This window comes from Aureisphaera sp., assembly GCF_059726885.1.
Window position 1 is genome coordinate 702266 of record NZ_AP041051.1, and the last position, 26985, is coordinate 729250.

Sequence of the window (26985 nt, forward strand, 5' to 3'; positions counted from 1 at the left end):
GCCCATACAGGCTCTCTTTTTCTTGTTAAAATCTGATATTTTATCCTTTTCTCATATAGATATTACCCGAAACCGTATTTAGCACGATTAGTTCGCTTCCTCCATTCACACTTCCCAAAACCTTATTACTTCCATAGGAATTCCCTTTCTTGGTTTTTTGTTCAATATCCAAATCGGAGTAAATGGTACCTGTCACCGTTCGTGCATCTATCTTGGCCCTATTCATAGTGACGTCTAAATCCCCGCTAACTGTTTTCAATTTTAGGTCGCCACTGTATTTCTTAATGGTCACATCTCCCGAAATTAAATCCGTTTTTAAGGTACCATTATAGGCATCTGCCTCCACGCTTCCAGAAATACTTTTCACTTCTACCCTAGTGTTCTTGGGCACATACACCACGTAATCGATTTCCGTCTGGTGATTGCACCAATTGTCTTTGTGTTTCTTCTTTTCAAAATAGTCTCCAAAGTCTGAATAAATCTTTAATTCGGATCCTACTTCTTTGGTTTTAAGGCTAAACGATTCATTACCTTCCCCATCATCGATTAATACCGACGCTTCCACTTTCGTTTCGCTTTTGTTCCATTGCACCAATTTAATTTCATTGGCGAATTTAAAGTTCAAGAACACATCCTGTCCACTGGACACATTTTCCACTAACTCTACCGCACGTTGCGCGAACAGTTGGCTCCCTGCCAGTACCAGGAGCATACAAATGATTGATTTTTTCATGATTGATTTTTTTTTGAATTATTTCTTTCTCAAGTAGATGTTGCCCACTGAGGAGATTAATCGAATATCGACACCTCCGTTGTTCAACTGTCCTTTTATTTTACGATTGGCGCCTATCACTTTCATTCCATCATCACGTTTAGGTTCTAAATCGAAATTACTGTAAACGCTCCCCATGGTCGATCTCATTTCTATATCGGCTTTTGTGCTACTTGGCAGAGTCACGTCTATAACCCCTGTAGAACTGGTAATAGAAATGGGCGCATCCTGATTTACTTGGGTAAACACCACATCTATGGCTCCCGTACTTGTATTGGCGGTAATTGGCCCGGTTACATTCGTGAGTTTAATGTTTCCTACGTTACTTTCAATCTCCAATTCGGCCGTAAAGTTTTCAATGTTAGCACCACCCAGATTACCACAATCAAGGGTAAGGTCTACATTACTGGGCAAGGTGAGGGTAAGTCGGCCTCGTTGGGTAAAAGGTTTTAAATCCTTTAATCGCAAAGTGCCTCCATCCTTTTCGGAAGACATTCCAAAACCAGTATTATCTACCCCGCCAGCGTACAATGCTGTAAGCCCCTTCGCTCTATCATCATCTTTTTCATCCCAGTCATAGGAATAATCTGATCCATCTTTTCCTTCAAAAAGGATCAACTCACCAGATGAACCTATTTTTACATCTACAGTGGTGTTGGTTTCCAGCACTACTTTATTTATGCCACTAAGGGACACTTTGTATTCCTGGCTCCAGGCCGTAAGGGAAATGAGCAGTGCGATAATGCTTATACTTATTCGTTTCATAATTGATGCTTTTTTGTTTTACATAAGTGTTATAATCCCATCATTCAATTGGTCCTTTACAAAACCTGGTGTATCCATGTGCTCCAACAACTTCTGCATGGGAGCAAGCGCGCGTTTCTCCTGAATAGCTACCAGGAATTGCATGACTGCAATCTGAACATTGGGGTTCTTTTCATTGGTTAGTGATTTTATAAAGGCGTCTTTCACCTGTTCGTTTTTTGAATACCTCGATAATGCTTCTACTGCTGCCAAGCGTACATTCACGTTGCCATCGAAATGCAAACGATCTATTAAAGCCTCCAGCACTTCATTGTCCGGCACCGTCATCTCCTCGCTGTAACTTACTGCCTGTATGCGTTTACTGGCAGATCTATTATCTATCATGGCCAACATCATATCTTGTTTCAACTGTGAAGCCTCTTGTCTTAGTTCGGCTATTTGAATGTCATTTTGGGAGCCTTTCTGAAAACTTCCCATGGCATAACCGCCTATGAGCAGTAGAATGGAGGCAGCGACTTGAAAGGCCATTTTCCATGGGAACTCATTTTTCCCTTTGCCTTCTAAATTAAAGTTCTGCAACGATTTTTCCTCTTCAAGAAATTCCATGAAATTTTCCCGTACCTGTGGGCTTGGCACTTCCTCTTCTACTTCATTGAACACCTCTATCATATAGCGAGTCTCAATCAACAATTGGTGACACTTGTCGCATGATGCAATATGTTCCTCTAAGACTTTTGCTTGCTTGGCATCTAAGTCGCCTTCAACAAAAGACATGATGTTATTTTCAACTAATTCACACTTCATGATATCTGATTTTCGAAATACAATGTTTTCATTTTCTTAATAACCCGATGTACACGGGTTTTTACAGCTGTTTCGTTACTGCCAATAACTTCGGCAATTTGCTGATACTTCATTCCTTGAAACCGGCTCATTACAATAAGCTCTTTTTCTTCTTGTTTCAATTTATTAAGTACTACGTGCAATCGCTTCACCTCATCACTCCTATCTTCCCTCCCATCATCATCTACAATCGCTAAGTGTTCGACCGACACATTAGACCTGTACTTTTCCTTTTCAATCTGATCATGAAAAAGGTTTCTTGCTATACTGAAAATCCAAGAAGCAAATTTTCCACCTTTATACGAAGATCGATATCGCAATGCCTTATAAAACACATTCTGCGTTAGGTCCTCACAAAAAGGAGCGTCGGGTTTCATCTTAAAGAAGAAATTATAGATCCACTGATGATACCTATCAAACAGTATTTTCATGGCATCCAAATTCCCGTTGGCTACACTTTGCATTAGTATTTCATCGCTCTGATGTTTCAAGACTTTGCTGGCTAGTATCGGTATGAAGACCGAGGTTCGTTGAAAAGGTTACATTTTCTGAAAAATATTCTTCAATTTACTGAAAGTTTGGCGCTAAAATCCTACTAATATCAAGGCTTTAATTATTTTTAGATCTCATGGAAGAATATGTTGAATGCAATCCGATGACAGCCAAGAATGGTTTTTTGGAACAGGATTTGTACCCAGCTACATCCAAACAATACTTATTTACGTACATATACTTAACCGAAACAACATGAGGTATATCCTATATTTTATTGTGCTGCTTTTTTTACTGACTTCTTGTGGGGGAAGTAAAAAGGTGGTTAATAACACTTCTATAAAGAACACAAAAACAGACACTGTGAAAGTAGTGCAGGAAGTTGTAAAAGATACCCTTATTATAAAGGTGGATGATTCGATTCCAGTGGAAGAAACGAAAGTTATTGATGCATCCGATGAAGTTGAAGAGAAGGTAACTTCTGAAATGACAGAAGCCTTTAACCATTCTGTTTGGAATACACTCTTAAGGACCCATGTATCGAAAAAGGGCAATGTAGATTACGAAGGGTTTCGGCAAAACCGACATGCGCTTCGTGAGTATATAACGTCATTGGGAGTACAAATGCCCTCAGAAAACTGGTCAAAAGCAGATCAATTGGCCTATTGGATGAATGCCTATAATGCCATGACCGTAGACCTAATCCTGCGCAACCTACCGCTCGAAAGCATAAAGGATATTGACAAACCTTGGGAGCAACGACTATGGAAACTAGGGGATAAATGGTACAATTTAGACGAGATCGAACATAAGATCCTACGTAAAATGAATGACCCTCGAATTCATTTTGGCATTAACTGCGCTTCTTTTTCCTGTCCACCACTTTTAAATGAAGCGTTTACGGCTACCAATGTGGATACCCAATTGGATGATTTGGCCAAGGAATTTGTAAACGATCCCCAGAGAAACACCATTACCAGTGACCGAATTGAAATTTCAAAGATCTTTAATTGGTTTGCAAAGGATTTTAAGAAAGAGGGAAGTCTTATCGACTTTCTCAATAAATATTCAGAAACCCCCATTAAATCGAATGCCCGCAAAAGTTTTATGGACTATGACTGGGCGCTAAACAAATAAAATGAACGTTTTCTCCAAAATTGTCACATTATTGATCATCCTTGTATCCTTGCAAAGTTGCGCCCTCTTTTCCGCAGCTGGATTAAGTACCCAGGGACAACCCATAAAGCAGGTTACCCCGCAGTTGACTTCGGCAAATACTTCTTTGGTAGACCATTCGCAATGGAACACACTACTTCAGAAATATGTAACCGACGAAGGCTGGGTGAATTACGAAGGGTTTCAGAAGGAACAAAATACCCTGGAAAATTATCTAACACTGTTGTCTAATAATGCCCCTAAAAAGAACTGGTCAGTTCAAGAACTTTTGGCTTACTACATCAACCTTTACAATGCCCATACCGTAAAATTAATTGTAGACCACTACCCTACCGAGAGCATTAAGGACATTAATGGCCCTTGGACCCGGGGAATTGTCCCCATTGGAAATAGAAATTTGTCCTTGGGCGGCATAGAAAATGGCATCCTGCGTAAAATGAACGAACCGCGCATTCACTTTGCCATTAATTGCGCCTCAGTTTCCTGTCCTAAATTATTGAATGAAGCCTACGTTGCCAATAAAATTGAAGAACAACTGGACCAGGTAACTCGGGCATTCATTGATGGTCCAAAAAATGAAATTTCGGCCAGCAACCCCAAGCTTTCTTCCATCTTCGATTGGTATGCCAAGGATTTTACGATAAACGGAAAACAAGATGTAATTGGCTACATAAATCAATATGTTGATGACCCAATTAACGATAATGCTACCGTAGAATATTTGGAATACGATTGGAATTTAAATAAGCAATAATATATTTGTTTTATGATTTCGATCGTAATCCCAGTCCTGAACGAAGCCAGTGGTATTAAAACCCAATTGACCTACTTATTGGCCTCTGCCACTCCTGACCACATTTCGGAAATCATTGTGGTAGATGGTGGAAGCGAAGATGGGACACCAGAAATTGTTGAAAAATTCATTTCCCAAAACGGTTCATCTATTCCTATGCTGCTTCTTTCTTCGGAAAAGGGGCGCGCCAAGCAAATGAACATTGGGGCTCAAAAAGCACTCGGGAACATCCTTTATTTTTTGCACGCCGATTCGTTTCCTCCCGAGAATTTCGATGTCTTTATTTTAGAGCAAGTAGATAATGGAAATCGGGCCGGTTGCTTTCAGATGAAATTTGATAGTGATCATTGGTGGCTGCGTTTGGCCGGGTGGCTCACCCGTTTTAAATGGCGTGCCTGTCGTGGTGGAGATCAGAGTCAGTACATTACCAAGGACCTTTTCAATGAAATTGGTGGTTTCGATGAACGCTATACCATTTACGAGGACAATATTCTCATAAACGAACTCTACCGCCGCAATGAATTTGTGGTCATTCGCAATGAATTGACCACCTCATGCCGACTCTACCGCAAAAAGGGCATTTGGCGTTTACAATACCATTTCTGGGCCATTTATGTAAAGAAATTCTTTGGGGCCGATGCCGACGAATTGTACCGCTATTATAAAAAGAATATTGCCTCTTAATTCTTCTTCTGTATCTTAGGGAAGTGGAAACCAAAACCGTATTGCTCATTGTATTATTGGTGCTGGGTGCCTTACAGGGCATCATATATGGGATTATCCTCTGGCGAACCCATACCCTACACAAAGTTGCCAATAGGTTTCTAGCGACGATTCTCTTTTTCTTTTCGTACCGCCTTCTAGCCGAAACACTCTATTTTTTCGGGTTGGGACGTTACGACACCTGGTACTATTTTCTGTTGGAGTTTAATTGGATCTATGGTACACTCATTTACTTTTTCGCATTGAGCTACACCAATCCTAACTTCCGTGTAAAACGAAAGCATTGGATTCACTTTTTGCCTGTGACTATCGAGGTGATTTGGAGCTTCTTCATAAAGTCCCAAAATTTTTATTGGGATGGAACCCGCGAAAGCCTCACTTGGTTGGGCTATTGGGGATATGTAGTTTGGATGCACTTCCCTACCATGTATGTTATTGGTGGGGCACTTATCGTATTATATGGCTACAAAGCCCTGAAGGTACTTAAACACCCACCCGAAATAGAAGGGTATCGCCTTATCCCGCAAAACACCCAATGGATAAAGCGAGTGGTGCTGGCATTGGTGGTGTTCTCCGTTCTGTTCACCCTGTTTACCATAGCCCACTACTTTTTCTTCGATTATGCCTTCAGTTTCTTTGGGTATCCCATTTTTGCTACTATGGCGGTTCTTACCTATTGGTTGGGATTGGAAGGTTTTTCCAGACGAAACACCATTGCCTTCAAAAGAGTGGAAGTCCCTTCGGAAAAGGAAATGGAACAATTGAAGGTCATTGCTCAAAAGATTACACAGAAAATGCAGGACGAGCAGTTGTTCAAGAATTCCGAATTAACGGTCGGCATGCTTTCTGAGGCTATTGGCACCAAACCCTATTTGGTCACCAAATCCTTATCGACCATTTTTAATAAGAAGTTTACCGATTATGTAAATGAGCTCCGCTTTCAGGAATTGAAAACATTACTTTCCCAGCCCGAAAACGAGAAATTCACCTTGCTGAGCCTTGCATTCGAAGCAGGATTCAACTCCAAAGCCTCTTTTAACCGCACGGTGACCCGAATCACAGGAAAATCTCCCAAACATCTTAAAAACAGTTAATTAAAGGTTTCAATTTTAAAATTGAAACTTCCCTTTTTTCTTCAAAACGTTTCATTTTTCAAATCGCAACGACTCGCATAGGGTCTTTCCTTCATATTTGCTTTCGAAATCAAAAAAACCTGAAATCATGAAAGCAATTGTATTTTTTATCTGGGCATGTAGCATTAGCCCATTATTGGCACAAGCAGATTATGGCACTCCGAGCGATGAACCCCTGCCCGAAAAACTGGAAGGCCTACGTCGCGCGATCGAGGTACATCATTTTCCCAAGGAAAACGATCCCATAAAAATCGAGGACACCTATTATTGGAAACATGCTACCTCTGTCCTATGCCGTGAAAGTGAAATAAAGGTCATAGAGTATGGTGCCTACATTTTTTACAATGACCAATGGAACCTTAGGCAGGTGTATGCATTGAAAGAGCTGGACAAAACATTCGGCACCAAGAAACAAACCCTAAATCAAGCCGAACCCTACACCTGGAATAAGAATTGGCGTGTGGGCGAATCCCTTTTTGGTGGTTGGGCATTATGGTATTTCATTGGCGAAACGGCCGATGGGGAAAGGGTATGCGGCTACGAAACCATAAACACTACAGCAAATGTATTAATCACTAAAAACTAATATCATGAAAAGGCTTATTCTATTATCACTATTATTTTCGACTATTGTACAAGCGCAAACCTTTACCATAGACACAGCACAAACGTTGCAGTGGCAAGGAAAGGCAGCCGTGGGCGGTTATGCCCCCGAAGGCACGTTGAAAACGGCTTCGGCTTCCTTGACCCTTACAGACTATATAATTGAAGACCTTAGGGTCACCATAGATATGAACACCCTGGAACAGGAAAATAGCCAATTGCGGAATCATTTACGGGACAAGGATTTCTTTCATATTAAGAAATATCCAACGGCCACGTTTCAACTATCTAACCCATCGCAAATTGAAGATGGTAAGGCGCAACTCACGGGACAGATGACCATTCGAGGGAAGACCCGCACTGAAACCCTTGAAGCGACCCTAAATCTATCCGAGGGCAAAGTTGAATTGCGTTTTGAATACACCATGGACCGCACGGATTACGATATAATTTACAATTCGCCTTCCTTCTTTAAACGGCTAAAGGATCAAGCCATAGCCGATGATTTTGTTTTGAAAGGGGAGTTGGTTTTTAAGTAGGGTTAATAATGGAATATCTTTTATACCTTTAGTTATGATTAACGAAGAGTTTCCACACATTTGAAAAAATATGATACAAAAATTATTATTTATAGTATTACTATTTGGAATTGCAGTTAATGCGCAAAATCTAACTGATAAAGAAATCAACGAAAGAGATTTAATACCTTTTGCTATTATAGAAAACCCACCAATTGCGCCTGGTTGTAAAGAAAAAGCGTGTACTTCCAAATATATCCAAAGGCACGTAGAAAGAAAATTTAATACTGAACTCATTGGTAAAGCAGGAATTTCTGGAAAAATTGAAATAATGATTGAATTTATCATTGATGTTGAGGGTAATCCAATAAATATAACGGCAAGTGGCGGCCCTGAAATTATAAACCAAAACGCCATTGACGTAATTACTATTCTACCAAAGTTCAAACCTGGGATGAAAGATGGAAAACCAGTAAACGTATCGTATATACTGCCACTATTTATTTCAAGTTGAGGATTAAAACGTGTGGCTAACAACGTATATAATTCATTGCTAGTACTCGCTTACCCTTCGACAAGCTCAGGGCATCGCTTCCCGAGATTAGGAAATGTAAATACTTACAAGCGTTTACGGTTTCATAAATACTTGGAAGCATTTATAAATATTTACATGCGTTTAAAACCTGCTAGTCACAGGCTATACCTCCAAATAAAGTGAATATTCTTTTATACCTTTAGTTACGATTAACAAAGAGTTGGCAACCAGCTGAAACAGATCAAAAATGGACTTTAAAGGAGGAGCAATAATTATTGGTTCTTTATTCTGGGGGAAAACACCAAATCGAACAAAGTGGCGACTAGTTTATCTTGAAACTGTTGACAAAAAAGTGCCAATTGCAATTAGAATTCGTTATGGAAGAAAATCAAGTACCAGACAAGATACTTTTACAATGATTATTTCTAATCATCCAAAGACCAACTTTGGAACTGCATATATCTTACCATTTAAAGAAACCATTAAAAATGCGAGAAATTTAGAAAGTCAAGCCTTTGCTATGGCTGCTGCAGAAGGACTTTGGAAAAAATCTGGACCTTCTTTAAACAAGACTTGGGGAACCTTGGGGCTTTTAATAAATCCAAAATTAAAGAACAACAGAAGTCTTGAAATCATTAAAGAAAGGTGGAGTAAAATATACCAAGAATACAATTGGAATAATTCAGATTATCAAATAGACAATGAGCCTGAGATAATTGATGTAAATGGATTTCTAAATATCACGTGGTCAGAGGAAATGGATGATTTTGATTTTTTAATCGCGACATTGACAGTTCCAGATCCAAAGAAATTTTTGGACGAACAAATCATAGCGGACAAAATCAATGAAACTGGATATGATGAGTATTTTCGGACGAATTATGAAAATGGAATTAGAACATTTCAAGATGAAAAAATTATTGAGATGCTAAAAAAGTAAAAGCCCATTGCCAACAACTTGTAAATTGCATTAAAACGCAACTTACACAAAACGTTAGCACCAATATAAAACCAACGATGAAACACTTAATTATCATTCTGACTTTTACATTTTTTTTGACAAGTTGTAGAGGACAGAATAAATATTTCGAACCGACTGGAATAGTTGACAAAACAGCTGAATATGAAAATAGTTGGGTTTCACTAAAAGACAAAGAAAGTATTGATGGATATACCAAAATTGGAGATTCTATTTTTGGCGGAGAAATAGCCTGTAATATTGAGCCTCTAAAAGGAATAGATATAGAAACTTTTGTAGTATTAGCTGGAACAAGTTATGCTAAAGACAAAAACAATGTTTACTATCCTATTAGTGTTGGTTGTGTAGACTATGAAGATTGCGGAGTTTGCTATTTCAGTAAAATTATAATGGACAGAGCAAATCCTGAAAGTTTTAAATATCTCGGAAAAGAATATGCGACAGACGGAGAAAACGTTTACTTCAGAGGAGAACTAATGCCTGATGCTGATGGAGGAACTTTTAAAGTAATTAATGGTCCTGAATTTTTCTTTTTTGCAACGGATAAAAATCACGTGTTTAAGCATAATGAAAAATTTGGAATTGCGGACTCAAAAACTTTCTATTACGATAAGACCGACAAAAGAAATATTGTTCGTGAATTTGAACACAAATTTATAATTGGAGACAAAAACAAAGAGTGGGAATTTATTCCACCGAATACAATAAATGAAATAAAAAAGGAATAAATACTGGTGCTAACACCGTGTATAATTAATGGCTGGTTCTCGCCTACTTACGAAAATCCTCGCGGATTTTCTATTCGGTTTTTATTTGCTAAATTAAGTGCTGAAACACGCCACTAATCATACACAAACACGTTCTACACCATTTGAAAAAACATTGAGGGCAGAAATAAAATACATAGAATTGAAAAGCGGATTTTCCGATAATGGAAATGCGTGGATTGGACTTGTATCATTCTCAAAAAGCGGAAAGACAATTCATTTTAACGGAAAAGCATTTCAGAGTCTGAACGGAATGGGAATTAAGGGGAATTATTTTGACTTGGAAAGCGGAGATGAATATTGGATTTCAGGTGTTAAAAAAGATATGACTGACCGACACAAATTTGGCGGAGGAAAAATCTACGTGGAAAAACGGATTTTAAGTGAGTATCTGCAAATTATCGGAAAAGCCGAATTACCGAAAGCTGATTATGAACTGACTGAAGTCAAAACTGAAAAACCGATCGAACGAATTAACGAACTCGAAAACGAAAAAAATGAACAGGCAGAATTTGGTGCGGATTTATATTTTAAACAGCCAAACGAGTTGAGCATTAGAAAAATTGAACATCTAATTGCGGAACTGACAGCGGACGAAAAGAGCGCAAAATTTAATAAAGCTCGAAGGAGTTTTAAGCAAAAGCGTATTGAATTAATAGCTGAACTTGAAAAACGAAACTAAATGATTCCAACGGATAGTGAATTTTCGATGATGTATTTGATTTACGGAATTGTATTCCTACTAATTCTATTAGGTTTATGGTTCAGACAAAAAAGAGTATTTTATTTACATCTGTTCGTGTTTTTGGTTTATACGGTTTTTATGATTTACATCTTTAGTGATGAAGAAAATTTTAAAGGTGGTGGCTCGTTAGTTGTATTATTTTATGGGATTTTATTTCCAATCGTACATTTGTGCATTTACGGAATTATTCAAATTGTAAAAGCTATTATAATAAACAGAGTAAAAAAAACAGTGTAGAACATTGTATATAAAAAATAGCGCAAGTCATTGCTAACACGAAGGTTTGGGCATTTTTGGAATGCCGCCAAATTTTTAAATTTGACGATTTCCAAAAAAAACAAATAGTAAAATTTAAAAATTCGACTTGTGCTTAATCCGAAAAGTAACAGCTTATTTTCAGCACTACTTTTCATATACGGAGCCGTTATGGGCGATTGGAATAAATGGACGCAGCGGGATTTAAAAAATTAGTTGCAAAGCACTTTGCACCAAGGATAAGAAAACTTGACTGGAAAGGCTCGGGATTCCACTTTCGGAAAGTCGAAGACAATCATGTTGTTAAAATCTTTGGCCTACAAGGAAGTTGGGACGGTGGCTCGGTATGTTGCGAAACAGCAATTCACTTTGACTTTATTCCAGATTTAGCAGGCAAACCATTTGACAAAGCAACATACGCAAGTTGTATTATTAGGGAACGACTATCTCCAAAAGGTGAAGGTGACTATCATTGGACATTTAGAGATAAAGAGGAAGATAATGTCAAATCAATAAATCAAATCTGGGATGCGTTTGAAACATATGGTCAGAGATTTTATAATGACTTCAACAACTTTCCAGAGCCTTTTTTATCTATCACACCACAAGATTTCAATCAAACGAGGTTCTTGGGACATGGCAAGAAAAAAAGAGTCAAAATCTTGGACAAGTATTACATTCATAATGAAATCCACCTAGCTTGGTTACTAAAGGAAATTAACAGCTTTCTCGGTAAACGTGACTCGGCTTTAGAGTTTGTAGAACTTGGAATGAAAATGACTTACGACCATGCCAATGAAATGGCAAAATCCAACAAGGGAAAAGTGGACCAAGTCTATATTGATATGAATAAGGAATTATTTAAAATGAATTAAAAAGCCCATAACAAAGTGCATAGTGCATAGTGTTTAAAGATGGTTCGGGAATTTCTGCTGAATTTCCGCGCTCTTCATTCTTTTTTGATAACTTACCTCCTAACACTACAAACCGTACACGAGACCGATAGGCACAATAAGAACAAAATGAAATGGATAAAAACCATAGAAGATTTTAAAGAGCACATTTTCGGAAATAAAGAAAGAATTTCGGAAAGAAAATCTACTTCTGAACTTATTGAAAAACCGAGAGAAATTTATGAAAAGACTTGCTCAAAAGTTGCCGAAAAATTATCCATACTAGGATTTGAATACTTTCCGAGTCAACATAAACTCAAACTGAATGATATAACTGGAAATTACTCTTTGTTTGTTAAGTTTTCTTCAAGTAGATATAATGTTGCCGAAAAATATATTGAATGTAAAGCTGACTTTTATATAAACTCAAAAAAGTTAAAACAGTTTTCAAAAAGAAATCCGCTAATAAACAAAACTAGTGAAACTCTAATAGGAGGAGATATTGGACATATAGTTGACCCAAAAAAAGGAAAACTAATTCTAAATCTTGCAGATAAATCTGATTTAAAAATTGCAACTGAAGTAATCCCAGAGTCAATCAGCTTAAATTTAATTCCACTTTTTGAGGATTTTCAAAATTCCGAACAAGTCATCAAAAATAATTTGTTAGGTTTTGATTTTAGCCCAATAATCGCAACCCAATATTTTCTAGCTTTTGACAAACGAAAAATGGCAGAAGAATATTTATCGAACTACTTGAATCGAGAGCCAAATAAAATATTAGAAGACTATATAAAAGCTTCTGATAAATTTAAAACCGAAAGGCTACCAACCGAGTTTGTCGATGGATATGGTTATGGGTACAACATTGCATTACTGGAAATAGTATACGGATTAAAAATTACTGTGCCCAACAATGTATAACCGCAATTTACTTGCACCTGTTCACTTCGCTCGTGTCAGTGCTAAAACGAAATAAACGCTAATTTAATCCCTAACTGACGGTTACACGAGACCGTTGTGCACTATTAGAACTGAATGTTTAAAGTATTTAAAAAAAAGAAGAAAGTTGGTTGCCCTGTTTGCCACGAGAAGAACACTGTGGGATTCGGAGCTGATTATTTAGAGTCCAAATTTGATTCAAGAATTTCGGACTCAGAAAAAATTGGCAGCATTCAGACTTATCAATGCTCAATCTGCAAATCTTCATTTTACAAAGAAGGAGAAATGTTCCAAAGATTTATAGATGGACAAATTGAAACACTTCGAGTGTTTTCAAAAAAGGATTTGGTTCTAACAGAAAAGCTAAAATCGGAATTAGACAAAATCGGACTTACTTCTGATTGGAGTATGAACATGCTTGCACCAGCAAAAGTGACTTTAAATAATGGAGAAACTTTAGATTTCGCAACAGTTAGAGTTTCAAATCAACCTCCAATTGGTTACTATGTTGAACACTTCAAAAGACTCATCTTTATAGACGAAATTGAGAAAATTGAACCAAGTAATTACGGAATTTCAAAAAAAATCAGGGAAAAAGCAAGGGATGCCGAAGAGATGAGAATGGGATTTTATCCAGTAACTGTAAAGGACAGTCTTGGAAAAAAGATTGTTATAAACGGACAAGCTTTATTTTTTAAGAATGGTGAGATTTCAGGATCTGACCTTAATCTAGATAATGAGATATGGAATCATCGGAAAAAGTACATTTATGAAGATAAAATTGACAATCAAGTTTTGGTTGTTGCAAAAGAATAAAAACGTGTGGTAACAATGTATAACCGCAATTAAAATAAACTGTTATACGAGACCGTTAGCCACAATATTGACCCGTTCTAAATAAAATCGAAAATATAATGGAACATGGAAAAAAGTAATGTAATTCGAATTTCATTAATTAGTGTTTTATCATACTTGATTTTTATTCAATTTTTTAATTTGTTATCTACGATATTATTTTGGATTCACCTTAAGCTACAAATAGATAATATTATAATTCTTGTTATATTAATTCTTCTTAATGTGACAATTTCATTATTCGCTCTAAACTTTCTATTCAATCGTCACTTAAACGTAAATAAGATAAAAACCATGTCAATATGGGAATTAATAGGAATATTGATTCTGCTGATTGTTTTGGCAACTGGGATGGTCTACTCTATGCCTGAACTTACTGAAGGTATCAAAATTGAAAATTGGAGCAAGTTCTACTTATATCAGAGTGAATGGTACAGAATTGCTAAGCTTATTCTTCCGATTTTCGCTCTTCTGTTATTTTTAAGCAAAATGAAATTAGCTAAATAAATACTGTCTGTGGCTAACAACGTGTATAAGTAATCGCTTGTTCTCGCCTACCCTTCGACAAGCTCAGGGCATCGCTTACGAAAATCCTCGCGGATTTTCTATTCGGTTTGTATTTGCTAAATTGGTTACTTAAACACGCAACGAAATCATACACAAACACGTTGTGCATAACTTGAAAAAATGGCAGTTTTAGAAAAAATCACATTCATTTTATTTGTAGGAGCAGTCATTTTTTTGTGGAATAAATATGCTGTTACTAAATTAGTGAAGGAGGTAGTTCGTAAAAATCCAAACAACAATTGGTTAGCTGACAAACAAAGTATAATCACAAAAGGGTTTCAATCATTTTATTGGACTGCTTACGCAATGTTAATAGTTTCATTTTTAATATCTGATTAAAAGAATGCCATTCCCATTAGAAGAAAAATATATAACAGAAACGGAATCGGAATTGAATGTAAAATTTCCATCTGAATTTAAAAACCGAATGATAAAATCAAATGGCGGAGAATTATTGGTTTCGGACGAATTTGAGTTTGAACTGCATCCGTTTTTCGATAAAACTGACCGAAAAAGAATAAGTCGGACTTGTAATCACATCGGACTTGAAACAAGAAATGCTCGCAAATGGAATGGATTTCCTGAAAATGGAATCGCAATTGGCGCGGACGGATTTGGGAATCAGCTAATCTTGACTCATAATGGAAATGGGAATTTAACTGACGACCTATATTTCTGGAATCACGAAACAAGAAAAGTGGAAAAAATAGCTGAATCGATTAATAAACTTTACGTTGAAAAAAGCTAATTCTGGAATAAAACAAAATCGAAGTTTAATAAATAAAAACTATGCACAACAATGGCTCTAAGTAATTGCTTGTTCTCGCCTACCCTTCGACAAGCTCAGGGCATCGCTTACGAAAATCCTCGCGAATTTTCTATTCAGTTTGTATTTGCTAATTTAGTTGTTGAACCACGCAACTGTTCATAGCCGAGACCGTTAGCAAACAGTTGAAAGCCTTATAATGAAACAACTTTTGTCTTTAATATTAATATTTTCGTTTCTATATAGTTGCGACCAAAAAAAATCAGAAAAAAACCAATCTGAATTTAACACTAAAGCGAAACCAAAAACTGAATTAAAAGTTCAACCAAAAGTTGAACCCAAAAAATTAGACACAACTATTGTTTATTGGCGAACGGACTTTGATACTATCCGAAAAAACCAAGAAGTGAAAATTGGGAATCAGAATCATCAACTTGAATTAAAAACATACTCGCTAAACGACAGCTCAATTGTCCGAATAAACGATTTAAATAAACCAATTATTTACAAAGACATATATCACGATAATGTAACTGAAATAATATTGAGAAAAGGAAGTGAAATCGTACTCAAATCTCAAGTGAAAAAATCGACCTTCAAAGATAGTCTTAATGGAGACTTTTTAAAATATTCTGTTTTGAGAGATGTGGAATATGATTTTATTCGCTCGAATCGACTTTATTTTAAAGCGCATATTAATGTTCCAGATACTGATTGGTCGCTTGGAACTGATTTTGCTATTTTCTATCAAACAGAGAAAAAAGGTAAAATTGATTATTGGAATATTAAGGATATTGGATTATAAAAACCGTTTGGCAACAATGTATAACCTCAATTTACTTGCGTCAGTTCGCTACGCTCGTGTTGGGGGATTCGACTACGTCCGAATCCACTCGGGAGTACGAAAGCCAGTGCCAAACCGAAAAACAGTAACTTAAAACCCGTAACTGACAGTAATACGAGACCGTTACTCAACATTTGAAAAAAACCGTTTTCATATTAAATTTAATTTTTAGCACATTAATTTTTGCTCAAAATCCTCAATCGTCAACTCTGTATGAAAAAGAGTATTATGACTTAATAAATTACGTGCCGAAAAACTTGGAATTTGACTCAATTCATAAACCTGAAAGTCGACTATTACAAACTGAATTGAATACAATAAACAGTATTCAAATATACAGCGGACTTAGAAAAGATTTCAAACTGACTGAAAGTGACAATCGATGGTTAGATAATAGAATTAATGAAATTGCAACCCAATTATTTCTTGATGGAAAAAGAATTTTAGTAAGTGCAGTTGGAGGTTATTCTGGTTGCCCAGATAAAATGATTGACACTCTTCAATTAAATAACATCGAGATTGTTAATTTAAAATTCTGCCACACTTGTACCGATTCTTATCGAGATAAGAAATTTATCGAAATATTTAATAGCAAAATGTATTCTTTAATGAAAATTGAACCACCAAATAGAAAAACAAAATTATTCTATGGCGAATTTCAAGGGAGAAACAAAGAACGATTTGAAATTAAATTAATTTTAAAAGAGGACAGAACATTTAAATATTGGGTGGATAAAGGACACGGTTCAGATTTTACAGAAGGCTTGTGGAAAAACATTAATGAAACGCTGATTTTAAATTCTAGGAATCTGAATAAGGACGATGAAATAAGTTTTGCTTTATCTAGTGGAAAATGGATGGAATTTAATGACTTGAAGTTTTGTTTGAAAAAAGGAGAACTGACTGAATTGAATGGCGAAAATCGGAAATTAAAACAAACAGTCAAATAAAAAAAACGTAGGCTAACAACGTATATAATTCATTGCTAGTACTCGCCTGCCCTTCGACAAGCTCAGGGCATTGCTTCCCGAGATTAGGAAATATAAATACTTAGAAGCATTTATAAATATTTACATGCGTTTAAAACCTGCTAATCCCAGGCTATACCAGAAAATAAAGTAAAGATTCTTTAATACCTTTAGTTACGATTAACAAAGAGTTGCCCACAATATGAAAAAAACTTCAGTTCTAATATCAATCCTCTTCCTGATTCTATGTTCTTGCTCTCAAGAAAAGAAGAAAACTGAATTTACTAATACGAACGAATTAAGCCAGAAAACAAAAAATATTGTTAGTGATTTAATCGAGTATGGAGAAATAACTGGAAGAGCTGTCGGATATTCTGGAAAAAAACCAAAACAATGGGATAACTTCACTGATTTAAAGAAAAACGCTAGTGACCAAGAGTTGTTACTCTTGACTGAACATCCAAATCCTGTGGTTAAGTGTTACGCATTTGACTTACTTGTTAATAAGAGAAATAAAAACAGCTTCAATATTTTAAAAAAGAATTTAAAAGACACAACTTCTGTTTCAACTCAATATGGATGTATTGGAAGTATGATAAGAGTTAATGACTATTTTATTGAGTCAATTTTAAGACCTAATCCTGACAATGAATATCTAACAGAATCTGACAAAAACACTTTGGATAGTTTGATTTTGTTCACACCAAACTTGATAAGTGATTACAAAGACAGATTCATCGAAAGAATCGAGCCTCAAGAGAGTTATTATGATAGAATACGAGAATTAGCTTCCAAAGGGAACAAGTCAGCAATAATTGCTATTTCAAAATATCATAAAGAAAATGACATTGAACTAATAAATAATCTTCTTGAAAATTCAGATACAGGCATTCAATTTTATGGATTAAAAGCTGTGAAAAACTTCCCAAATGAGAAATCATTTGAACAAATACAAAATATTCATTCAGTAGAAATTAAAAAACCAACAAGCTTTAATTATGCAATGTTGCGAGAACTTTATCAAAGTATCGTCAGTTTTAAAGATGAGAATTCTCGGGAATTGTTAGAAAAAACAATTAAAGAATCTAGTGGTTACACAAAACAATATCATTCTGAATTTATCTGGTTAGCCCTTAAAAAATATCCCAATGAAATCTATAATGGAGTTATTGACCAATTAAATTATACTGAAGATGAAATTGCAGGCTTGGAAAGTGAATGGAGTTGGCAGATTGAATAAAATACTGTGGGCAACAACGTGTATAAAACATAGCTAATAAGTGTTAAATCGAAAGTTTTGTACTTATTTACAAAGACTGCCAAATTTTTAATTTGGCTTTTAAAAAGAGAAAAATTAAAAACAAAATATAAAAATTCGGCTCTGTGTTAATCTGAAAAGTTAGTGTCTTTTTACACGCTACGTTTCATACACAAGACCGTTGTGCATAATTTGAGAAATGAACAGAGGGATTTACATACAGATAATAGAAAATGAACAATTTCAGGACAGAATATTTTGGAATGAATCCTCTGATATTTATACTTTTTTACGAAATCATACGCTGAAAATTGAACATAAATTCGATACGAAATTCAATAGTTTTTCTGATAACGAAATTCCAATGGACGGAATAAAAATGTTGGTAGATGGAATTAAAAATGACTTGAATTTTCTAGTTGGAGAATATGACAATAAACCAATAACAAATGGATTGAATTCTATGGAAGTGGAATATAATGGAAAGTTTATGAAATTGTACTACAAAGCTTCTAATCTACATTTAATGATTTTGAATTTAATGAGATTAGTAAAGAAATTAGAATCTGTTATTGAAAAGAATAAAAAAGTGTTTGTTTGTGGAAATGCATATTTCAATGACAATATGTTAGAATCGCTAATTAAACTAAAAACTGAATTCAAAAAGAAAGGAACAATTGAAGTTAAAGGAATTAATGAAACTGAATTGACCGAACTGATTAAAAACAAAAGTCTGATTAAATCGGGCGAAAATTATAGATTAACACGCAAAGGTCTGATAATAGATATTGCGGAATAAAAAACTATGCACAACACCGTATAAAAATAATTGCGGTTTAGTGCTTAATCAAAGGTCGTTGCGTGTTTGTAACGTCTGATTTTCCTTCGGAAAATCCTCGCATACAAACCCGCAACTATTCTTATACATAAACGTTGGCATTAATTAGCAAAACTTGAATGTTAGGAATTGAAAAATATGAATTGAATTATCTCAATAGTTGTGATGATGTAATTAAACTTCATAAACGGATTTTTAATGAGTTAATTGGGAAACCAATTGATTCATATTTCGTTCAATGGGAAAAGAATGAAAATAAATGGAATGAAGACGGACCTATTGTTATTTTAATTGATGGAAAACAATATGAATTCACAGCTTATCAATTAGAATATAGTCTAACTATTGATAAAATTAATCTATCTGATCCCTTGGATTGGTATGGATCTGGAGATGAAATGCCTCTGGAGTGGAAAAAGAATACTTTTGAAAACATTAATTCAATACTCAATAAACCGATATCTAAAATTTATGGACTTGAATATGGACAAGAATTAAGTTTCCATCTTGTCGGCTTTGAACTTGAATTTGATGGAATAAATGATTGTCTGCATATTTCAAATGGGCTTGATTGTAATACAATGAAACTCTGCCGAACCATTGCTGACGATAGAAATAAACGAATTGAAATAAAAAAATGATAACACAGTGTATAGTTCATAGCGCCTTTCAGGACGCTACGAAACCATATACGAACACGTTGTCCGCAAGCCCAAAATGGAACGAATAACTAGGGATACAGTCGCTTTATTCAATGAACTTAAAAAGGAATTGACCGGGTTAGATGTAGCCGAAAATGAGACAATAGCATTTACCTATTGTCAAATTAGTCAACTATGGCATCATGCATTTTCAGTTAGCCTGACCATAGGTAACCAAAACGTATGGAGGATTAAAAATTGGAATACAAATTTTTACAGAAAAGGATTCGAAAATGGTTGGTTCAATCTAGATAGGATTGCAATAAATGAAAAGAAAATTGAAATCAGTGACCCGGAATTTTCAAAGATTCAAGCGTTGCTAGACAAGGATTTGAGTAAAAATAAAGTCAGTGGATTCATTCTTGACGGACTTTTTTGTCAACTCAAGATTGGAAACAAAATATTGGAATGGAATATTGATAGGGAAATGAATGAAAATTTAACTAATTTGACTTCATTATTAAGAGACAAAGCCAGCGGACAATTAAAAAATGAATAAAAGAAAGATCTATTTTTTCGGCGCCCTGATTTTGACTTTAACTGTAATTATACTTTTGGCTACTGGTTCTTCAGTACTCACAATAGCACTGGATGGCGACAAATCAATTCCTCTTGGCACCCTGATAACTGGGCTTGGAATGATTTCATTACCCTTAACGATATATTGGGGAATAAATGAACTGAGAAAACCATCGAGCAACTTGAACAGAATACTCTCCGCATTCCTTAAAATCATTATCATTTTAGGAATTCTTTGGGTTCCAATATCCTATTTACTTGCGGGTAATCTTTCATTCTCATTTTCCGAAAAAGAAACCTTTCAGGGTGGACAGGATGCAATGAGATGGTTTTGGCGATTAAGCTATGGAATTGCAATTGGAACAATGCTAACCATAACTGTATATTGGGTTTCTTTATTATTCATAAAAAATAAAACTGTTGCCAAAAATGTATAACCTCAATTAACCAAAATCAATCCTTAACCAACGGTTGTGCGCTGCCGTTAGTGGTAAATCAAACAAAATGAGTTACGACTTGATGATATTTAATCCAAATTCTGCCCCCAGAAAGAGGGATGAATTTATGGATTGGTTCGACAATCAATCAGAATGGAAAGAACAACATAGCTATGATGATCCAAAAGTTAGTTCTGAAGAAATGAGAAATTGGTTTTTCGAAATGATCCAGACCTTTCCGGCAATGAATGGCCCTTACGCACATGACGATATCGACAACCCAAAATTGACAGACTATTCTACAGGCAAAGATGTGATCTACGCCGCTTTTTCATGGTCGGAAGCAGAAAATGCCTATCCAAAAATGTTGGAACTAGCTAAAAAACATAAAGTTGGTTTTTTTGATGTTAGCTCCAATAATGGAAATATTTTCTTTCCAGACTCCGACAATGGGTTTGGAAAAATTGATAATCCAGAAAAAGAAAACTCGTTTGAAGAAATAGAAAATAGCGAGAAGATTACCAAATCAAATAACAACATTAGTTGGTGGAAGAGAATTTTCAATCGAAAATAAGACATCCTACTAACAGTCTGGATTGTTCATCACGGATGAATTTGTGCTGAGGGAAAGGCCCTTCATTAAGTAAACCGTTTAATAATATTTCTTTAATACCTTTAGTTAGTTTAACAACAGCTTATGGTACTTATGGAAATGCATCTGTCATTATGAACATATTAAAATTAATTCTTGCCTTTTTAATATTAACCACAACGTCATGTAAAGAAAAAACTACGGAGTCGAAAATAATACTAATTAAGGCTCATAGAGATAATTTTGAACACCTAGATACGATTTATGGAAAGAACATAAGTAGAACTGACTCAATCATGTTTTGGTACGACAATGACAATTTTAAAGGTAGTATAGACACACTACTAATTTTGAAAAAACAGACGAAACTGATGGGTAAAACACTCGAGTTTATTCGAAAAAAAAGTTTTACCGAAAACGGGAAGGACATCGAGATTGAGAAATATTATTATCATGGAGATGGATTTCATGGCTTTAATATTTTTTACATAAACTCAAAAAAAGGTATTATCATTAACACTACTCATCGTGATATGATTATCGAATATGATTTCATTGAAAATAAATTACTAATTGAGAAAATAAAAAGTGACAGTCTATTCTTTGGCTACGAATAAACACTTACCACAAGAACGTATAGCACATTAACAAATAAAAAACTCTAAAGACATATTGACTTTGCTTCCGACTGCAGGAATTATAGTTTTTTGCGGTCTTTATTTTTATTCCGCTACATTATACCCCGGTGGATCGCAAATGGATAATAACTCCATTGGGTTTAGTTGGATTCATAATTATTGGTGTAACCTGATGAATGAAAACGGAATGAATGGACAGGAAAATCCGGCTAGACCTTTCGCAATTTCGGGTATAATCATTCTTTGTTCCAGCTTAGCTCTTTTTTTCTTTCTGTTCACCAAGAATTTTGTGGAGAGCACATTTTGGAAATCAATCATTAAGACCTTGGGTACTTTGTCGATGATTTCAACCGTCTTGATTTTTACAAAATACCATGACATCATGACTACCATTTCGAGCATTTTTGGAGTCTTAGTAGTGGTTGGAATAATTAGGGCTATTTATAAAAGTGATTTGAACGTCTTCAAAATAAGTGGGATAGTCTGCATCGTACTTTTGGGAATTAACAATCTCATTTACTACAGTGAGTATTATATAGAATATCTACCTTTAATTCAGAAAATCACCTTTGCATTGGTGCTCTCTTGGATTGTGGGGCTGAATATTAAAATGAAAAATAAAAACGTACTAAAACTATGAACCTTCAAACCCAAAGACTCATTCTTACTCCCGTATCGGAAAACGATATTCCGGAAATTCTTGAAATGAACTCCTTTGAAGAAGTAGCCCGATATAATACCATAGGTATTCCCAAAAGTGAAGAGGAAATGACCCGCATTTTGGCCAAGGCCTTGGATGCTTCAAAAGAAAATGCTGGCGTATTGGGATGGACCATTAGACTAAAGGAAACGAAGGGGTTCCTAGGGGAATTGGGAATGACCCTGTCGATCCCCAAATACAACAAGGCTGAAATATTCTATAAACTCCATCCCGATTATTGGGGAAAAGGTTATGCCACCGAAGCGGTTATGGCTCTACTAAAATGGGGTTTCGAAGATCGCAAGCTGCATAGGATCGAAGCAGGCGTAGCTACCGGAAACCAAGCTTCCATTACACTTTTGGAACGGGTAGGCATGCAACGGGAAGGATTGTGCAGAAAGATCTTACCCATACGCGGTGAATGGCAGGACAACTATATGTATGCCATACTGGAAGAGGATTGGACGCCCTAAAAATATTGGCCGATACCAAAAACGAATCCACGGGTGGCATTTTCGGTAATGCCATGACCGTAGTCTATCCTAAAAACCGTATTGAAAATGCGTTTATGAATGAACCGAACACCGATTCCCGGATACACGCGTAAGTTTTGGCTTTCACCAAAATCGCCAAAATCCCCTCCCGGGTTGCGCCAGCTACCAGCGTCGACAAAGGCATTCCCCTGAAGTACAAACCAATTCTTCTCGTACAAGGTATGACGGTATTCCGTGTTAAGAACAATGGCACCCGTACCTCGGTCAATAGTATTTCCAACCCCACGAATATTCAGGTTATTGTCTACCGAAAACGGCGCGAAAGGTGACTCATCGTTAGAGGCCAATCCCAAACGTAGGCGGGATGCCCAATTACCACGGTCCCCAATTCGCTTGTAATACACAAAATCATTCCACCAGATCAAAAATTCGGGAAGGGCATCATCTGTGGACGTTACGTACTGAAAATTCAGTGTGCTCTTAAATCCGTCCACGTACTGATAATACACATCTACCTTATTGTATTGGTATAAAAACTTGTACAATAACTTTTTCACCTCCAAATCCTGGGGTACGGCTGGATCTGTCGCTCCTTCTTTGTACTCGTATATTTCGGTAAAATAATTGATCCCACCTTCGAACCAATGATTAAAGGTTAACTCGTACAACAATAAGGCCTCCATAGATCGATTATTGTAACGATATTCGGCAGACGTATTGTTGAAAAACACAGGTTCCTGTGTCGTTAGGTCCTGATAATTCAGTGCCAGTCCCAATTTGTTGGTAAATAGATAGGGTGCTTTAAAATTGATTCCGAAGGAATTGTAAATATCCCGCTGAAAAAAACCTCCAAAGCTTATATTCCTTCCCAGCCCATTGAATTCGTACAGACCCAATCTATAGGCGAATTCATCATTGTTGGTAGTGTAGACATTTGCGGATGGAATAATGGTAAAGTTTTCTTCTACCCCATAGATCACTTTGTAACTCCCGTCTTCTTTGGGATGCACCTGATAATACGCATGAGCAATACCTGGCAACCGCTTTAACCGGGCTATATCCCCATCTGCCTTGGTAGAGTCCAGGACCATTCCTTCCTTTACCTTCACCAAGCGTCTAATAAAAGATTCCTTTGTCTTTTTGTTGTCCTGTATGACCAACTCACTAATTTCCTGAGCCATTCCAGCTCCGGAAATCAATAACAAAACAAGAAGTGTTAATTTCTTCAAAATGAAAACCCTTTTTGTCCAATAAAATTCACCCAATTATCTTCACTAACTGCGAGCACAGTGAAATTATACTCCATTCCCGCTTCCAAATCCGGCGGGGTGTCCTGTGTAATATTCAATACCACATTTTCGGTCTTATAATACTGAAATGTGGCTTCGTGTGTGTAGGTTCCCGAAAGCAAATCATTATTAGCATTAGACACTATCTGAAAGTATATGGCATCGAAAGGAGTAGCTATATTACCCCATGAAAATAGGGGCATACCCGTGGCCGTCGCACCTACATGAAATCCGTCCCTAAATTGGGTGTTCTGGGTACGATGCTTTAATCGAATGGGATTCGAAACCTGCAAAACACCATCTTCCTCGAAGGTAACAATGACCCATTTCTCGTCTGTGGTCTGTCGGGGTATTTGCATGAGATACCCATTGAAATAGTCTTCGGCATTCACCTCTAACTCCATATAGTTTTCATAGTTTGTTGGATTCACATCTGCCGTAGCTGTTTCAAAATAGCGGATATTGGTGACTCCCGGTCTTGGGTATACATAGACAATTACTTCGTTTTCATTTTCCGTTCCAGCAGCACAAGAAATCACACCTTCGAATTCAACGGGGCCAGACGCGACCATTTCCGCCAAGGTTTGCACCTCAGTATCCATTTCGCTTGCATCATCGCTTTCCGAACATGCGGTCAATGTTAGTAGCAGTATAAGAATTTTACTTATTGTTTTCATAATAGTGTTTAATGACCTGCTCTGCAGGTTTATTCTGCGGTGTAAATTGTGAATTTTCACTTCCACCGGATCCGGGATGGTCAATGAACCATTTCCAGATAAATCCGCCCTTGAACCATTCTTTTTCATACATCACTTCATAGAGTGCTTTGGTTAGGTTCACTTGGGCATCTAGGTTTACTTCGGTCATACTTCGGTCACTTCGCCAGGGTTCCTTTCCAGCATAATTCACACTTCGGTAGCCATATTCAGTAAAAAGTATCGGCTTTTCACTTTTATTGGAAACACCTTCCATTTCGCTTAGCCAAGGTTCCCAGCCTTCGACTGCCTCCTCATAACTAGGTGTCTCACTATCGGATACAGGGAAGTAGGCATCTACCCCCACATAATCCAACTCCTTCCAAAACGGGACCCGCTTGTACTCATCCCAATTGGCGGCATAAGTGAGTTCCCCTTTATATATTTCCTTGATCTCACCTATCAATTGGCTCCAATACTCAGGACGGTTCATTATGAACTGTTCCAATTCGGTTCCAATGCAAAACAAGGCCACATCCTTTTCCCCTGCCAAACGCGCAAAATCCAAAATGAAGGTGCGATAAGAGTCCTCTAGGGTGTTCCAGTCTTCTTCACTGTTCATTTTTAAATACCCTGTGAACTCACCACGCCAAATCCAAATCTGTGGTTTGAGCATCACCTTTATGCCATTCGCCTTTAAAAGGTCTATATACTGTTCGGCACCATCCCTAGTCTCCCCAAACCATTGCCGATCGGTATTATAAATTACCTCAGGAGATTCCAGGTTTCGTATAAAACCAAAGGGCATCACCGCAGCATAATTTGCTTTTACACTTACTACGGGATCCACATGGGATTGTGTAGCCTCTTTGGGTGAAGCGACAAAGCTCACACCATTAATTCGGGAATTTTGTGCCTCGCAACCCTGTAAAAGAACGAGTAGCAGTAGAATTTTTAGAAATCGCATTTAGATTCAATTTTACTGCTACAAATTAGTTTTTTTCTAAAAGACGGCTCTTAAACCTATATTAAATGTTTCTCCCAATCCCGTATCATTCCCTCGAACGAAGTTGGTATACAATGCCTCTATATTCAACTCGTCTGTAAGTTGGTATTTGGCTCCTCCCCCAACGGCGGTAAAGTCTTGGGAAAATTCATTCCCCAAATCGATCAACTGTGAATGTTGTGCAAGGGCCAACACCGTAAATTTTGAGGATGGAAAATAGCTAAAGAACAAACCTGGGGTAAGTCGTAAACTATTGTTTGCAAAGCTATCTGCTTCGTCTCCAAAATTCAATTCACTATTAATTTCGGAGAACAATTGAAACTTATCCCCTGGAAAGGTATAATCGTAAAAGAAGCGATTTTGCCAAATGAACCCATTCTGATCTAAAAAAACGCCCTCTTCAGTTTCATTATCAACCAAAGGGATGAAAAACGAACTTTGAACCGAGAAATTATTCACGTTCTTAAAGGGCACAAACTTTACCGATGGTGCGATGGAAGTAAATCCACTACGGGCCGTGCCCCTTTCCCCATCGAAACTGAATACATCTAAAGCACCTCTATCGGCCACTACGTTACTTCTAAACTCAAGGATGACACCTAGGTTTACCCTTTTGTTCTCCCCTATTCCGGTATATCCTTCCAATGTGGAAGTGAAAAAGGTTTGTCTTGGCTCTGTCCCATCACTGAAAGTACTTTCGGTCTGTGTGTACAAATTATTGAACCACTTAATATCGTACTGTCCCTTTCCTATTAATTTGGATGGGGTAAGGGTTTGAATTACCGACCCTCCAGTATCTTCATCATCGTCCTGTGCCATGGTAAAAGCGAACACAAAACATAGCAATGTTGTAGCAATTATTTTTTTTGAAATATTCATCTTGT

34 protein-coding genes are annotated in these 26985 nt (G+C 36.6%); 26 read left to right on the plus strand and 8 right to left on the minus strand.

From position 1 onward, the window contains the following. Positions 1 to 40 precede the first annotated feature (40 nt). Genes AC6JAD_RS03230 through AC6JAD_RS03245 form a run of 4 tightly spaced genes read right to left on the minus strand, consistent with a single transcriptional unit; the run spans position 41 to position 2871 of the window. The gene (locus AC6JAD_RS03230; RefSeq protein WP_461302585.1) at positions 41 to 733 is read right to left on the minus strand and encodes a DUF4097 family beta strand repeat-containing protein; all 693 of its coding nucleotides are present in this window, start codon (positions 731 to 733) and stop codon (positions 41 to 43) included. Positions 734 to 751: 18 nt separating this feature from the next. Beyond that, positions 752 to 1537, minus strand: coding sequence for a DUF4097 family beta strand repeat-containing protein (locus AC6JAD_RS03235; protein ID WP_461302584.1), 786 nt, complete (start codon positions 1535 to 1537; stop codon positions 752 to 754). A gap of 18 nt (positions 1538 to 1555) precedes the next feature. Further along, positions 1556 to 2341 carry a HEAT repeat domain-containing protein gene (locus AC6JAD_RS03240; RefSeq protein ID WP_461302583.1) on the minus strand — a complete coding sequence of 262 codons (786 nt, stop codon included), beginning with the start codon at positions 2339 to 2341 and terminating at the stop codon, positions 1556 to 1558. After that, entirely contained in the window at positions 2338 to 2871 is a 534-nt protein-coding gene (locus AC6JAD_RS03245) for an RNA polymerase sigma factor (protein WP_461302582.1), read from the minus strand. The genes AC6JAD_RS03240 and AC6JAD_RS03245 overlap by 4 nt, the downstream gene beginning before the upstream one ends. A 256-nt stretch (positions 2872 to 3127) precedes the next feature. Between AC6JAD_RS03245 and AC6JAD_RS03250 the strand changes: the two genes are divergently transcribed. The 26 genes from AC6JAD_RS03250 to AC6JAD_RS03375 all read left to right on the plus strand — a co-directional run bounded on the left by AC6JAD_RS03250 (position 3128) and on the right by AC6JAD_RS03375 (position 23090). Beyond that, complete coding sequence (locus tag AC6JAD_RS03250) at positions 3128 to 4009, plus strand: DUF547 domain-containing protein (protein WP_461302581.1); 882 nt, start codon at positions 3128 to 3130, stop codon at positions 4007 to 4009. Position 4010: 1 nt separating this feature from the next. After that, positions 4011 to 4802 (plus strand): DUF547 domain-containing protein, encoded by a 792-nt coding sequence (locus AC6JAD_RS03255; protein ID WP_461302580.1) that lies wholly within the window; start codon positions 4011 to 4013, stop codon positions 4800 to 4802. A gap of 12 nt (positions 4803 to 4814) precedes the next feature. Further along, complete coding sequence (locus AC6JAD_RS03260; RefSeq protein ID WP_461302579.1) at positions 4815 to 5525, plus strand: TIGR04283 family arsenosugar biosynthesis glycosyltransferase; 711 nt, start codon at positions 4815 to 4817, stop codon at positions 5523 to 5525. A gap of 23 nt (positions 5526 to 5548) precedes the next feature. Beyond that, positions 5549 to 6658 (plus strand): helix-turn-helix domain-containing protein, encoded by a 1110-nt coding sequence (locus AC6JAD_RS03265; protein ID WP_461302578.1) that lies wholly within the window; start codon positions 5549 to 5551, stop codon positions 6656 to 6658. 127 nt (positions 6659 to 6785) lie between these two features. Continuing rightward, on the plus strand, positions 6786 to 7283 hold the full coding sequence (locus AC6JAD_RS03270) for a hypothetical protein (RefSeq protein WP_461302577.1): 498 nt from the start codon (positions 6786 to 6788) through the stop codon (positions 7281 to 7283). 4 nt (positions 7284 to 7287) lie between these two features. Then, positions 7288 to 7839 (plus strand): YceI family protein, encoded by a 552-nt coding sequence (locus AC6JAD_RS03275; protein WP_461302576.1) that lies wholly within the window; start codon positions 7288 to 7290, stop codon positions 7837 to 7839. Between the two features lie 70 nt (positions 7840 to 7909). Then, positions 7910 to 8332 (plus strand): energy transducer TonB, encoded by a 423-nt coding sequence (locus AC6JAD_RS03280; protein ID WP_461302575.1) that lies wholly within the window; start codon positions 7910 to 7912, stop codon positions 8330 to 8332. A 268-nt stretch (positions 8333 to 8600) separates the two neighbouring features. Beyond that, positions 8601 to 9293: a hypothetical protein gene (locus tag AC6JAD_RS03285; RefSeq protein ID WP_461302574.1), complete on the plus strand. Its 693-nt coding sequence runs from the start codon at positions 8601 to 8603 to the stop codon at positions 9291 to 9293. Between the two features lie 77 nt (positions 9294 to 9370). Then, entirely contained in the window at positions 9371 to 10060 is a 690-nt protein-coding gene (locus AC6JAD_RS03290) for a DKNYY domain-containing protein (protein WP_461302573.1), read from the plus strand. A gap of 97 nt (positions 10061 to 10157) precedes the next feature. Then, entirely contained in the window at positions 10158 to 10781 is a 624-nt protein-coding gene (locus tag AC6JAD_RS03295; RefSeq protein ID WP_461302572.1) for a hypothetical protein, read from the plus strand. Positions 10782 to 11287: 506 nt separating this feature from the next. Continuing rightward, the gene (locus tag AC6JAD_RS03300) at positions 11288 to 11974 is read left to right on the plus strand and encodes a DUF4304 domain-containing protein (RefSeq protein WP_461302571.1); all 687 of its coding nucleotides are present in this window, start codon (positions 11288 to 11290) and stop codon (positions 11972 to 11974) included. 147 nt (positions 11975 to 12121) lie between these two features. Further along, positions 12122 to 12916 carry a hypothetical protein gene (locus AC6JAD_RS03305; RefSeq protein WP_461302570.1) on the plus strand — a complete coding sequence of 265 codons (795 nt, stop codon included), beginning with the start codon at positions 12122 to 12124 and terminating at the stop codon, positions 12914 to 12916. A 114-nt stretch (positions 12917 to 13030) separates the two neighbouring features. After that, positions 13031 to 13750: a hypothetical protein gene (locus AC6JAD_RS03310; RefSeq protein ID WP_461302569.1), complete on the plus strand. Its 720-nt coding sequence runs from the start codon at positions 13031 to 13033 to the stop codon at positions 13748 to 13750. A gap of 726 nt (positions 13751 to 14476) precedes the next feature. Further along, the gene (locus tag AC6JAD_RS03315; protein WP_461302568.1) at positions 14477 to 14695 is read left to right on the plus strand and encodes a hypothetical protein; all 219 of its coding nucleotides are present in this window, start codon (positions 14477 to 14479) and stop codon (positions 14693 to 14695) included. A gap of 4 nt (positions 14696 to 14699) precedes the next feature. After that, positions 14700 to 15104 (plus strand): SMI1/KNR4 family protein, encoded by a 405-nt coding sequence (locus AC6JAD_RS03320; protein WP_461302567.1) that lies wholly within the window; start codon positions 14700 to 14702, stop codon positions 15102 to 15104. Between the two features lie 217 nt (positions 15105 to 15321). Continuing rightward, the gene (locus AC6JAD_RS03325; RefSeq protein WP_461302566.1) at positions 15322 to 15927 is read left to right on the plus strand and encodes a DUF4738 domain-containing protein; all 606 of its coding nucleotides are present in this window, start codon (positions 15322 to 15324) and stop codon (positions 15925 to 15927) included. Positions 15928 to 16100: 173 nt separating this feature from the next. After that, complete coding sequence (locus AC6JAD_RS03330; protein WP_461302565.1) at positions 16101 to 16916, plus strand: hypothetical protein; 816 nt, start codon at positions 16101 to 16103, stop codon at positions 16914 to 16916. A 220-nt stretch (positions 16917 to 17136) separates the two neighbouring features. Further along, complete coding sequence (locus AC6JAD_RS03335; protein ID WP_461302564.1) at positions 17137 to 18174, plus strand: hypothetical protein; 1038 nt, start codon at positions 17137 to 17139, stop codon at positions 18172 to 18174. A 217-nt stretch (positions 18175 to 18391) separates the two neighbouring features. Further along, positions 18392 to 18991 carry a hypothetical protein gene (locus AC6JAD_RS03340; RefSeq protein ID WP_461302563.1) on the plus strand — a complete coding sequence of 200 codons (600 nt, stop codon included), beginning with the start codon at positions 18392 to 18394 and terminating at the stop codon, positions 18989 to 18991. A gap of 158 nt (positions 18992 to 19149) precedes the next feature. Continuing rightward, positions 19150 to 19671 carry a hypothetical protein gene (locus AC6JAD_RS03345; protein ID WP_461302562.1) on the plus strand — a complete coding sequence of 174 codons (522 nt, stop codon included), beginning with the start codon at positions 19150 to 19152 and terminating at the stop codon, positions 19669 to 19671. A gap of 76 nt (positions 19672 to 19747) precedes the next feature. Further along, positions 19748 to 20230, plus strand: coding sequence for a hypothetical protein (locus tag AC6JAD_RS03350; protein WP_461302561.1), 483 nt, complete (start codon positions 19748 to 19750; stop codon positions 20228 to 20230). Further along, positions 20223 to 20687: a hypothetical protein gene (locus AC6JAD_RS03355; protein ID WP_461302560.1), complete on the plus strand. Its 465-nt coding sequence runs from the start codon at positions 20223 to 20225 to the stop codon at positions 20685 to 20687. Before AC6JAD_RS03350 ends, AC6JAD_RS03355 begins: the two co-directional genes overlap by 8 nt. A gap of 67 nt (positions 20688 to 20754) precedes the next feature. Continuing rightward, positions 20755 to 21261 carry a hypothetical protein gene (locus AC6JAD_RS03360; RefSeq protein WP_461302559.1) on the plus strand — a complete coding sequence of 169 codons (507 nt, stop codon included), beginning with the start codon at positions 20755 to 20757 and terminating at the stop codon, positions 21259 to 21261. Positions 21262 to 21629: 368 nt separating this feature from the next. Further along, positions 21630 to 21896, plus strand: a complete 267-nt coding sequence (locus AC6JAD_RS03365) for a hypothetical protein (protein WP_461302558.1) — start codon at positions 21630 to 21632, stop codon at positions 21894 to 21896. 139 nt (positions 21897 to 22035) lie between these two features. Continuing rightward, a complete protein-coding gene (locus AC6JAD_RS03370) occupies positions 22036 to 22557 on the plus strand; it encodes a hypothetical protein (RefSeq protein WP_461302557.1) in 522 nt (173 codons plus the stop codon). Then, entirely contained in the window at positions 22554 to 23090 is a 537-nt protein-coding gene (locus AC6JAD_RS03375) for a GNAT family N-acetyltransferase (RefSeq protein WP_461302556.1), read from the plus strand. Before AC6JAD_RS03370 ends, AC6JAD_RS03375 begins: the two co-directional genes overlap by 4 nt. Here AC6JAD_RS03375 and AC6JAD_RS03380 read toward each other — a convergent pair. From AC6JAD_RS03380 to AC6JAD_RS03395, 4 genes are read right to left on the minus strand one after another with little or no spacing between them, the layout of a single operon-like run. Beyond that, entirely contained in the window at positions 23087 to 24340 is a 1254-nt protein-coding gene (locus AC6JAD_RS03380) for a POTRA domain-containing protein (RefSeq protein WP_461302555.1), read from the minus strand. The two genes, AC6JAD_RS03375 and AC6JAD_RS03380, sit on opposite strands and share 4 nt — an antisense overlap. Then, positions 24337 to 25077 carry a hypothetical protein gene (locus tag AC6JAD_RS03385; protein ID WP_461302554.1) on the minus strand — a complete coding sequence of 247 codons (741 nt, stop codon included), beginning with the start codon at positions 25075 to 25077 and terminating at the stop codon, positions 24337 to 24339. The genes AC6JAD_RS03380 and AC6JAD_RS03385 overlap by 4 nt, the downstream gene beginning before the upstream one ends. After that, on the minus strand, positions 25061 to 26062 hold the full coding sequence (locus tag AC6JAD_RS03390) for a glycoside hydrolase family 113 (protein WP_461302553.1): 1002 nt from the start codon (positions 26060 to 26062) through the stop codon (positions 25061 to 25063). Before AC6JAD_RS03390 ends, AC6JAD_RS03385 begins: the two co-directional genes overlap by 17 nt. A gap of 36 nt (positions 26063 to 26098) precedes the next feature. After that, the gene (locus tag AC6JAD_RS03395; protein WP_461302552.1) at positions 26099 to 26980 is read right to left on the minus strand and encodes a hypothetical protein; all 882 of its coding nucleotides are present in this window, start codon (positions 26978 to 26980) and stop codon (positions 26099 to 26101) included. Positions 26981 to 26985: the final 5 nt, after the last annotated feature.

What these genes read in the sequence shown, in the direction of transcription:
- AC6JAD_RS03230 (WP_461302585.1), bottom strand. Translation starts at nt 733, where the DNA reads ATGAAAAAATCAATCATTTGTATGCTCCTGGTACTGGCAGGGAGCCAA.
- AC6JAD_RS03235 (WP_461302584.1), bottom strand. Translation starts at nt 1,537, where the DNA reads ATGAAACGAATAAGTATAAGCATTATCGCACTGCTCATTTCCCTTACG.
- AC6JAD_RS03240 (WP_461302583.1), bottom strand. Translation starts at nt 2,341, where the DNA reads ATGAAGTGTGAATTAGTTGAAAATAACATCATGTCTTTTGTTGAAGGC.
- AC6JAD_RS03250 (WP_461302581.1), top strand. Translation starts at nt 3,128, where the DNA reads ATGAGGTATATCCTATATTTTATTGTGCTGCTTTTTTTACTGACTTCT.
- AC6JAD_RS03255 (WP_461302580.1), top strand. Translation starts at nt 4,011, where the DNA reads ATGAACGTTTTCTCCAAAATTGTCACATTATTGATCATCCTTGTATCC.
- AC6JAD_RS03260 (WP_461302579.1), top strand. Translation starts at nt 4,815, where the DNA reads ATGATTTCGATCGTAATCCCAGTCCTGAACGAAGCCAGTGGTATTAAA.
- AC6JAD_RS03270 (WP_461302577.1), top strand. Translation starts at nt 6,786, where the DNA reads ATGAAAGCAATTGTATTTTTTATCTGGGCATGTAGCATTAGCCCATTA.
- AC6JAD_RS03275 (WP_461302576.1), top strand. Translation starts at nt 7,288, where the DNA reads ATGAAAAGGCTTATTCTATTATCACTATTATTTTCGACTATTGTACAA.
- AC6JAD_RS03280 (WP_461302575.1), top strand. Translation starts at nt 7,910, where the DNA reads ATGATACAAAAATTATTATTTATAGTATTACTATTTGGAATTGCAGTT.
- AC6JAD_RS03285 (WP_461302574.1), top strand. Translation starts at nt 8,601, where the DNA reads ATGGACTTTAAAGGAGGAGCAATAATTATTGGTTCTTTATTCTGGGGG.
- AC6JAD_RS03290 (WP_461302573.1), top strand. Translation starts at nt 9,371, where the DNA reads ATGAAACACTTAATTATCATTCTGACTTTTACATTTTTTTTGACAAGT.
- AC6JAD_RS03300 (WP_461302571.1), top strand. Translation starts at nt 11,288, where the DNA reads ATGGACGCAGCGGGATTTAAAAAATTAGTTGCAAAGCACTTTGCACCA.
- AC6JAD_RS03305 (WP_461302570.1), top strand. Translation starts at nt 12,122, where the DNA reads ATGAAATGGATAAAAACCATAGAAGATTTTAAAGAGCACATTTTCGGA.
- AC6JAD_RS03310 (WP_461302569.1), top strand. Translation starts at nt 13,031, where the DNA reads ATGTTTAAAGTATTTAAAAAAAAGAAGAAAGTTGGTTGCCCTGTTTGC.
- AC6JAD_RS03315 (WP_461302568.1), top strand. Translation starts at nt 14,477, where the DNA reads ATGGCAGTTTTAGAAAAAATCACATTCATTTTATTTGTAGGAGCAGTC.
- AC6JAD_RS03320 (WP_461302567.1), top strand. Translation starts at nt 14,700, where the DNA reads ATGCCATTCCCATTAGAAGAAAAATATATAACAGAAACGGAATCGGAA.
- AC6JAD_RS03325 (WP_461302566.1), top strand. Translation starts at nt 15,322, where the DNA reads ATGAAACAACTTTTGTCTTTAATATTAATATTTTCGTTTCTATATAGT.
- AC6JAD_RS03335 (WP_461302564.1), top strand. Translation starts at nt 17,137, where the DNA reads ATGAAAAAAACTTCAGTTCTAATATCAATCCTCTTCCTGATTCTATGT.
- AC6JAD_RS03340 (WP_461302563.1), top strand. Translation starts at nt 18,392, where the DNA reads ATGAACAGAGGGATTTACATACAGATAATAGAAAATGAACAATTTCAG.
- AC6JAD_RS03345 (WP_461302562.1), top strand. Translation starts at nt 19,150, where the DNA reads ATGTTAGGAATTGAAAAATATGAATTGAATTATCTCAATAGTTGTGAT.
- AC6JAD_RS03350 (WP_461302561.1), top strand. Translation starts at nt 19,748, where the DNA reads ATGGAACGAATAACTAGGGATACAGTCGCTTTATTCAATGAACTTAAA.
- AC6JAD_RS03355 (WP_461302560.1), top strand. Translation starts at nt 20,223, where the DNA reads ATGAATAAAAGAAAGATCTATTTTTTCGGCGCCCTGATTTTGACTTTA.
- AC6JAD_RS03360 (WP_461302559.1), top strand. Translation starts at nt 20,755, where the DNA reads ATGAGTTACGACTTGATGATATTTAATCCAAATTCTGCCCCCAGAAAG.
- AC6JAD_RS03370 (WP_461302557.1), top strand. Translation starts at nt 22,036, where the DNA reads ATGGATAATAACTCCATTGGGTTTAGTTGGATTCATAATTATTGGTGT.
- AC6JAD_RS03375 (WP_461302556.1), top strand. Translation starts at nt 22,554, where the DNA reads ATGAACCTTCAAACCCAAAGACTCATTCTTACTCCCGTATCGGAAAAC.
- AC6JAD_RS03385 (WP_461302554.1), bottom strand. Translation starts at nt 25,077, where the DNA reads ATGAAAACAATAAGTAAAATTCTTATACTGCTACTAACATTGACCGCA.
- AC6JAD_RS03390 (WP_461302553.1), bottom strand. Translation starts at nt 26,062, where the DNA reads ATGCGATTTCTAAAAATTCTACTGCTACTCGTTCTTTTACAGGGTTGC.
- AC6JAD_RS03395 (WP_461302552.1), bottom strand. Translation starts at nt 26,980, where the DNA reads ATGAATATTTCAAAAAAAATAATTGCTACAACATTGCTATGTTTTGTG.